Raw genomic sequence first — 8,664 nt, 5'->3', positions numbered from 1 at the left:
GTTTCATTGAAACCTAATTTGATACCGAAGTATCGAATTGGATTATCATCAACGAGTGCCCACACAGATTGATAGGTTCTTATTTTTAAAGAGCTTTTCTAACATTTTCAGCAACTTAGTTGCTCGTCGTTAGGGGTGCGTATCTTACTTTACACCGTGAGAGAGTCAAGCATTTTTTTCAAATTCTTTTTTCTCTCTTCTCGACTCGCTGTGTGACTTTCGTCTCACTCCGTGTCGGTGGATGCGCAGTATAGGGGGTTGAGAAATTAGTACAAGCGTTTTTTGCAAATAAAAAACCAACCGGTCACAAATTATCCAAAAGTGCGATATTTGCATATTTCTTCGTCACATTTGAGACATATCACAGCAATTGGTTGGAAAAACACCAACCATATACGTAAGATTCATGTGTCTATTCTGTTAATGGACAATCGATCTCTTTATCACTATGTGTAGTAATTAAAATGACGTCTAAAAAAAATCTGATTTTATGTGTTGGGCTGGCCATCGTTGGGGGAATCATCTTCTCTCAATTCATCATCCCACCAGCCTTGAGCTTCCTCATTGGTGTTATCGCTACTGCTTTTCTTTTTTCATTTTCTAGCAAAACACCTGTTCTTCAATCTTCGGATCCTGATCCTTCAACTAAAACGCTGTATGTCGGCAACCTTCCTTATAAGGCCAATGAGAGTCATGTTCGCGATTTGTTTGCTGAATATGGACAGGTCTATGCGGTACGCTTAATGAAAGATAAGCGTACTGGAAAAAGAAGAGGGTTTGGTTTTGTAGTGATGGCTGCGGCAGATGCCAAGCCAGCTATCGCTAAACTTAATGAAAAGGAATATATGGAGAGAACGCTAAAAGTGAGAATTGCGAACGATCCTAAACATCCGGATGGTGGTAAACCTGAACAGGATTAAAACCTAGCTTCTTTAAACAAATGTTCAGTGCATCTTCCTGCCAAGGAGTTGCACTGGCATAAATCGACTTACTTCCCTCTTCTGTATCCTCAATTTCATCACTTAATAGCAATGCTTTTACTCGACGTGCAATCGCTGCGCCTGAATCAATTAAAGTAACGTCCCCACCCAAAGCTTGATGAATCTCCTCTTTGATTAAAGGGAAGTGAGTACAACCGAGCACCGCAACATCGACTTTATCGCGAAGGGGAAGCAGGATATTTGTCAGTTCGTCGAGAGAAACGCTGTTGCCTCGCAACTTCTCTTCGGCCATATCTACCAAGCGAGTTGATCCCACCAGCTCAACTGGTTTGCCTTGCGCAAAGTCCCGTATTAACTCGTGAGTATATTGGCGTGTTACTGTCGCCGGAGTGGCGATCAGCCCTACCCCTTTTGATGCTAAAAGCGATGCGGGTTTAATCGCAGGGACAACACCAACAACGGGAATCGATAAATTTTCGCGTAAGGAAGGAAGCACTATGGTGCTCGCCGTGTTGCAAGCAATGACGACAATGTCGACTTGGTGTTCTTCGACTAATGAAGAGACCAGTTGGTTAACTCGTGAAATGAGTACAGCCTGATCGAGTTCACCATAAGGGTAAGCCTGATTATCGAATAAGTATAAGTAGTCTAGCTGGGGCAATAGGCGATGTATCTCTTGGAATACAGAAAGGCCACCAACACCGGAGTCAAAAACTAGGACTTTTTTCTTACTTGCTACTCGCACGAGCCTTACCTAAAGAACAGAAACGTTGCGATCATACTGCGTAGATTTGTTTTGGCAATGCTTTAGCATGGTATCTTTGATGGCTGAATCTATCTCCAGATTCTACATCTCGCTTCGTCAACTCGATATGTCCTTGAAAAGATGGCGAAGACGTGACCAATGTGTGAAATTCACCATTTTCCCCACAGGGATCAATTTGACTTGGTAATGACTCTATTAGGGCTTTGTCATACCAGCGACCACACCATTCTGGAGGGAGAACTCTTCCGTCGATGGTGATTAACATAGTTTGAATACCACGCTCTATGATTTCCATCGCTAGTTTTTCGCTGCTGTCCCCTAATAGAGGAAAGACGCATTCCCAGCCAACAGGTTCAATATAGCTGCGTCGGTAATCGGCAATGCCATTACAAAACATATCACCAAATGCGACAGCTTCTATGTTCAGACCACTACTTTGTAATGCATTAACGATGGTCGATTGATAAATGTCGTTACTTGGAAAGATTTCAGGTAGCTCGATAGTAATGAGCGGAAGCGCAAGTAAGTCTGCTTGCATTTGTACGACTTCAAGCGGAGTTGCTTGGAAAGGGACTTCTTTCCCTACGTAAGTCGTGTACAAACCGACAACTTGATAATTTGGATTCTCGTTAAGGCGCTCAAGCGTTAATGTCGAATCTTTACCACTGGACCAACTGATCACCACTCGCTTGGGTTTCTTCATTCGATTTTCCACCACAAAATATTAAAAACCGCCCGAAGGCGGTTTGTGCTCATTCACGATTAGAATTCGTAGCCAACGTTGATATAGTACGCTCGCTCTGCAGCGGGGTAACCTTTTGCCATCTCATACTCTTCATCAAGTAGATTATCGATACGAGCGCTAATAGAGGTCGACTCATTCGGATAGTAAGTCACTGCCGTATCAACCAACGAGTAAGAAGAAAGCGTGATATCTTGTGAAGGCCAAGTGCTGTAATCCACATCTGGACGCTTACCGACGTACTGATAGCTAACCGACCAATCCACTTTATCGAAGCTCACTAAAGCATTCCACTTATACATTTCTTTAGCGCGACGCTGCAACTGATGCCCTTTATCGTCTTCAGCATCTTTGTAATCTGCACTCAACTGGTGCTGCACAATCCCTGTATCAAACTCAGCAACAAGCTCCACACCTTGGATATGTGTTTCACCATCGACATTCAAATATTTGTATGTGGTTGGATGGTAATCGATAAGATTCGTGATTTTATAGTCATAACCCGTTACGGACCAAAAAACGCCTTGGACATCACCGCTGAATGCTAGCTCCCAAGCATCTGACTCTTCCGGCTTCAGATCTTTCTCACCGTATGTTGGGTCATACTGCTGATATAGGTTTGGAGCCTTAAACGCAGTACCAAAAGAAGCTTTAACCCCAAACTCTGGCACAAACTGGTAACCAGCCGCTAAGCTGTAAGTGAACTCACTACCGTATTCTTCGTTATCATCAAGGCGAGCACTGCCCTCAAGCATTGCTTTATCAATACTGGTGGTTGCCATACCAAACAGAGCGCCATTGGTACGATCAAACGTTTTATTCGCACTCTTGTCTTTATAAGACTCGTTGCGCCAATCAATACCACCAGCCAACGTCGTATTGTTGTTTAGCAAGTAACTGTTGGTCCACTGGACATTTTGCTGCTCAAGTTCATCTTCAGTACCTGAGTGTTTGCCTTTTGCTTGCTCATAGTTCCAAGACTTCTGTTTCTGTGCTGTTACTTGTAGTTCTGACATCACATTATCAGACTGATACTTACCGCCCAGAGTGACAGAAAGATCGTCTTTTTCTGCTTCGTAGTAACCGCGACTGCCGTAGCTGCTGTCATATTGATAAACATTTTCGTAAGCACGTAGGTTACCAAATGCAGACCACTGATCATTGAAGTTATGCACGTAACCTAGCAGACCATTCTTTGTATCAAAGCCATGGCGATCGCCGTCATTAACTCCCGGTACAGGACGAACGTTATAACCATCATCACTTTCACTACCAAGCGCGATATTTAGCTGGCCGCTCTCTGTGACTTTAATACCAGATGCCACACTCAATTCTTGATAATCTAAACTACCTAAACCCGCACTTAACTTCGTTCCTTCTTCGTCAGCACGCGCAATGGTGATGATATTGATCACGCCACCAATCGCTTCTGAGCCATAAAGTGACGCACGCGCACCACGCACGTACTCAATACGTTGAACGTAAGTAAGTGGGATTTGGTTAAAGTCCACAGCGCCCTTCGCTGCTCGTGCAAAACGTACGCCATCAACCAGTACTAAAACTTGGTCGGAACTGGTTCCACGAACAAATAAAGACGCTAACTGACCACGACCACCATTTTGTGAAACTTGAATCCCTGTAAGACGACGCAATACATCTGGTAGGGTTTTCGCTTGAATGCGATCGATGTCTTGTCGAGTAACTACTTCGACATCTGCCAACGTACGGCTTTCGGCTTGCTCAAAACGGTTTGCCGTAACAACGATGGTTTCGTCAGTGGAGGTTTCTTGGGCCTGTAGATAAGAGACAGGTGAAAGCAGCGATGCCAAAGTGATCGCCAGTGCGGATTTTCTCATTGTATTGTCCTAAATCGCGTAATTCCTTCCGAGCCCTGTCATCATGACAGTCCAGTGCTGTGGCTCAGTTGTTGGCAGGTATTCGGACTCAAGAGCACGGGTGTACCGCCTACTTGCTCGACTTCCCACATAAACTAATGCAGTGTCTGATGAGCGTTCGTTCTCTTTTACCGCTGCGCGTCAGTTCTGGATTCACACCAGATTCCCATTTCAGCCATCTAGATTGCTAGATAGCACCAACTTGAGGCAAATATTATTCAGCTATTGATTATTTGTCCAGCCAATATTGCCCTTAGAAGTTGTAACGTTTTGATTGATTTTGCTTTCTACTCTGCCTGTACGCACTATCTTTAAATCAATTCCAGTACAAAACTGGACATCCTATTGAGATTGAATAAAATCTGCGCTCTTAAATTGAATGCACCATAAAAGGTAAGATCATGGCTACTCTTGATGTAAACCCACAACGCTACCAAGAACAACTGGCTGAAAAAGTCGAACGTCTCACGGATATGTTCGCGCCATACAACATGCCAGAACTGGAAGTGTTTGAATCACCAGAGCAGCACTACCGCATGCGTGCTGAGTTCCGTGTTTGGCATGAAGGCGAAGATCTTTACTACATCATGTTCAACCAAGAAACTCGTGAGAAGTACCGTGTTGACCAATTCCCTGCAGCAAGCCGTCTGATCAACGACCTGATGCCGCTATTGGTTGAAGCGATGAAAGACAACGACTCACTACGTCGTAAACTGTTCCAAGTGGATTTCCTATCGACGCTAAGTGGTGAGATTCTGGTTTCACTCCTTTACCATCGCCAACTTGATGAAGAGTGGATTGAAAACGCGAAAGCCCTTAAACAGCGTTTAAATGATGAAGGCTTTAACCTAAACATCATTGGTCGCGCTCGTAAGATGAAGATTGTCCTAGACCGAGACTACGTTATCGAGAAGCTCGATGTAAATGGTCAAAGCTACATCTACCAACAAGTAGAGAACAGCTTCACTCAGCCGAACGGCAAAGTCGCAGAGAAGATGCTGGAATGGGCGGTCGACTGTACCCAAGAAAGCACTGGCGACCTACTAGAGCTTTACTGTGGTAACGGTAACTTCTCGCTGGCGTTGGCACAGAATTTCGACCGCGTACTGGCAACTGAGCTAGCGAAGCCATCTGTGGTATCTGCACAGTACAACATCGCCGCCAATAAGATTGATAACGTACAAATCTTACGTCTATCGGCAGAGGAATTTACTCAAGCGATCGAAGGTAAGCGTGAATTCCGTCGTCTACAAGATGCAGGTGTGGATCTGAAGAGCTACAACTGCAACACGATTTTTGTCGATCCACCACGTGCTGGGATGGATGTCGATACTTGTAAAATGGTGCAAGGTTACGAGCGCATCATGTACATCTCTTGTAACCCTGAGACTCTAAAAGAGAACTTGGACATTCTATGCGAAACACACAACGTGACGCGTTTTGCTCTGTTTGATCAATTCCCTTATACCCACCACATGGAAGCTGGCGTGCTATTGGAACGTAAAGCTTAGTCCACCAGCTTCAGACAAAAAAAAGCGAGCTCAATGGCTCGCTTTTTTTAATTTGATTCGTTTGCTTATTCCGCAGAAGTCTTCTTGCTGACAAAACCTAGCTTCTTACCAATCCATGCGAGTAAGATCATTGAAACCATGATCGCGAAGAAGTTTGAGCCTGCTTCTGGGTATTGCGCTTTAATAAACGCAGAGTGACCAAACGCACCTACGAAGAAACACGCCAAGCCAACCAATGGGATATCTTCTGATACCGGATTATTTAGGTACTCTTGGTAAAGAGCTTGTACAGCCAGTACGAGTGCAATCAATGGGAAGATTGAAAACGATACTTCACTCATGGTCAACCATGACAACAAAGCATCACCACACATACCTGCAACCAGTGCCAAAATCAGCGTTTTCTTTTCAGATTTATTTCCATTCGACATTATTCTATCCCGCCTTTTAATCGGTTACGTTCACGTTCTTTGCGATACCAATAGGCCCCTTTGGCTATCATTCGCAATTGCATGATCAATCGCTCGGCGAGTTCATCGCGCTCACGTCGATCTAAATCTAAAGCTTCAGCCCCCGAACTGAAAACCAAAGTCACAGACGCTTCTGCTTGAGTATACGCCTCTTCTCTGGTCACGCCGGTGCTCATTAAATACTCGGTTAATTCTGCCGCAAAATGCTGGATTTCTCGAGCAACAGCGGTACGAAATTCAGCAGAAGTGCCGGAGCGCTCACGCAACAACAAACGAAAAACGTTCGGACTACTTTCAATGAATTCCATAAAGGTTTCGACCGAGGTACGAATTACGCTACCTTCTTTCACAATACGTTGACGCGCCTGACGCATCAGTTGACGTAGTAGCAAACCGCCTTCATCGACCATAGTTAAGCCTAGCTCATCCATATCTTTGAAGTGACGGTAAAAAGAAGTCGGTGCAATCCCTGCCTCTCGGGCGACTTCTCGCAAGCTAAGGCTGGAAAAGCTGCGATCCGCACTTAACTGACTAAATGCCGCATCGATCAATGATCGACGTGTCTTCTCTTTTTGCTGTGCGCGGATTCCCATCGATTTCATTCTTAACTTGCTCTTTTTCTATAGGGTACAAGAGCCTCAATATAACGCAATTTGCTCCTACGGAGAAAGATATGTTGCTTCGCTCGCTCTGAGCGCCGAGAACGTTACTATTGGCATGCATCTAATTGCAATGTTCTCGATGCAATTTATAGACATACAACATACCAAATCACCCTTTTGGTCGATTCTGCGTGATCACTTCCACTCTCTAACAGGCATTACGTGTACCAATAGAGTAAATGAGTTAAAATCGCGCTAAAGCAATGTTAAGCAAATATAACAAGGAAGGCATCATGGCGCATGTTAATCACTATGACGTGATCGTAATCGGTAGTGGCCCTGGCGGAGAAGGGGCTGCAATGGGATTAACCAAAGCGGGACTGAATGTTGCCATTGTCGAGAAAGAAAGCAGTGTCGGCGGCGGTTGTACTCACTGGGGAACTATTCCATCAAAAGCACTGCGTCATGCCGTTAGCCGCATCATCGAATTTAATAGCAACCCGCTATTTTGTCGAAACAACACCAGCGTTCATGCAACATTTTCTGACATTTTAGGTCATGCTAAATCGGTCATTGATAAGCAAACTCGACTTCGTCAGGGCTTTTATGACCGTAACTCATGCACACTTTTGTTCGGAACCGCGCGATTTATCGATAACTACTCAATTGCAGTAATGCAAAGCGACGGCACAGAAGAAATCTATTCAGCGGATAAGTTTGTCATCGCGACGGGTTCTCGTCCGTATCAGCCTAACGACGTAGATTTCTTGCATGAGCGCATCTACGACAGTGATTCCATTTTGAGCCTGAAACACGACCCTCGCCATATCATCATTTACGGTGCGGGCGTTATAGGTTGTGAATACGCTTCTATCTTCCGCGGCCTTGGAGTGAAAACCGACCTTATCAATACCCGAGACCGCTTGTTGGAGTTTTTGGATAACGAAGTGTCAGATGCGCTGTCTTACCACTTCTGGAACAGCGGTGTGGTAATTCGTAATGATGAGACCTATGAAAAAATCGAAGGCACAGAAGATGGCGTGATTATTCACCTACAATCTGGCAAGAAGATGAAGGCAGACTGCTTGTTGTATGCGAATGGTCGAACAGGTAACACCGATAAGTTGAATTTGGGTGCAGTGGGTCTGGAAGCGGACTCTCGCGGACAACTAAAAGTAAACCGTAACTACCAAACCGATATCGAACACATTTACGCTGTAGGCGATGTCATCGGTTACCCTAGCCTTGCAAGCGCCGCTTATGACCAAGGGCGATTTGTCGCACAAGCCATTACGAAAGGTCAGGCAGAAAACTATCTGATTGATGATATTCCAACGGGTATCTACACCATCCCAGAGATTAGCTCTGTGGGTAAAACCGAGCAAGAGCTAACAGCTGCGAAAGTACCGTATGAAGTAGGACGCTCTTCGTTCAAGCATCTAGCTCGTGCACAGATCGCAGGAAAAGACATCGGTAGCTTGAAGATATTGTTCCATCGTGAAACCAAAGAAATTTTAGGGATTCACTGTTTTGGCGAACGTGCCGCGGAAATTATCCACATCGGTCAAGCCATTATGGAGCAAAAAGGCTCAGCGAATAACATCGAGTATTTCGTCAATACCACCTTCAACTATCCAACAATGGCCGAAGCGTATCGTGTCGCTGCGTTGAATGGTTTGAACCGCTTGTTCTAATCTATGCTTCTTGATAGCAGAAAGAAAAACAGCAGGCTTGGAC

8 protein-coding genes and 1 riboswitch are annotated in these 8,664 nt (G+C 44.8%); of the genes, 3 read left to right on the top strand and 5 right to left on the bottom strand.

Annotated elements, in window-relative coordinates; translation table 11 throughout:
* The first annotated feature begins 464 nt into the window (after positions 1-464).
* On the top strand, positions 465-920 hold the full coding sequence (locus tag R7Z47_RS22175) for an RNA-binding protein (protein ID WP_017636066.1): 456 nt from the start codon (positions 465-467) through the stop codon (positions 918-920).
* Here R7Z47_RS22175 and murI read toward each other — a convergent pair.
* Genes murI through btuB form a run of 3 tightly spaced genes read right to left on the bottom strand, consistent with a single transcriptional unit; the run spans position 883 to position 4,305 of the window.
* On the bottom strand, positions 883-1,686 hold the full coding sequence (murI, locus tag R7Z47_RS22170) for a glutamate racemase (protein ID WP_005389694.1): 804 nt from the start codon (positions 1,684-1,686) through the stop codon (positions 883-885). The two genes, R7Z47_RS22175 and murI, sit on opposite strands and share 38 nt — an antisense overlap.
* A 31-nt stretch (positions 1,687-1,717) precedes the next feature.
* Positions 1,718-2,410, bottom strand: a complete 693-nt coding sequence (locus R7Z47_RS22165; RefSeq protein WP_213886921.1) for an adenine nucleotide alpha hydrolase — start codon at positions 2,408-2,410, stop codon at positions 1,718-1,720.
* 59 nt (positions 2,411-2,469) lie between these two features.
* Positions 2,470-4,305 (bottom strand): TonB-dependent vitamin B12 receptor, encoded by a 1,836-nt coding sequence (gene btuB / locus R7Z47_RS22160; RefSeq protein ID WP_005378674.1) that lies wholly within the window; start codon positions 4,303-4,305, stop codon positions 2,470-2,472.
* Between the two features lie 55 nt (positions 4,306-4,360).
* Positions 4,361-4,561: riboswitch (cobalamin riboswitch) on the bottom strand.
* A gap of 184 nt (positions 4,562-4,745) precedes the next feature.
* On the opposite strand from btuB, the gene trmA reads away from it, so the two are divergent.
* The gene (trmA, locus tag R7Z47_RS22155) at positions 4,746-5,855 is read left to right on the top strand and encodes a tRNA (uridine(54)-C5)-methyltransferase TrmA (protein ID WP_033907263.1); all 1,110 of its coding nucleotides are present in this window, start codon (positions 4,746-4,748) and stop codon (positions 5,853-5,855) included.
* 65 nt (positions 5,856-5,920) lie between these two features.
* Here the strand turns inward: trmA and R7Z47_RS22150 are convergent, their stop codons facing one another.
* Entirely contained in the window at positions 5,921-6,286 is a 366-nt protein-coding gene (locus R7Z47_RS22150; RefSeq protein WP_005378634.1) for a YijD family membrane protein, read from the bottom strand.
* The gene (gene fabR, locus R7Z47_RS22145) at positions 6,286-6,927 is read right to left on the bottom strand and encodes an HTH-type transcriptional repressor FabR (RefSeq protein WP_005378632.1); all 642 of its coding nucleotides are present in this window, start codon (positions 6,925-6,927) and stop codon (positions 6,286-6,288) included. Before fabR ends, R7Z47_RS22150 begins: the two co-directional genes overlap by 1 nt.
* 263 nt (positions 6,928-7,190) lie before the next feature.
* On the opposite strand from fabR, the gene sthA reads away from it, so the two are divergent.
* A complete protein-coding gene (gene sthA / locus R7Z47_RS22140) occupies positions 7,191-8,621 on the top strand; it encodes a Si-specific NAD(P)(+) transhydrogenase (RefSeq protein WP_186584596.1) in 1,431 nt (476 codons plus the stop codon).
* The last annotated feature ends 43 nt before the right edge of the window (positions 8,622-8,664 follow it).

This window comes from Vibrio sp. 1641, assembly GCF_033339995.1.
GTDB lineage: Bacteria > Pseudomonadota > Gammaproteobacteria > Enterobacterales > Vibrionaceae > Vibrio > Vibrio alginolyticus.
This window is presented reverse-complemented; position numbering and strand designations above follow the sequence as displayed.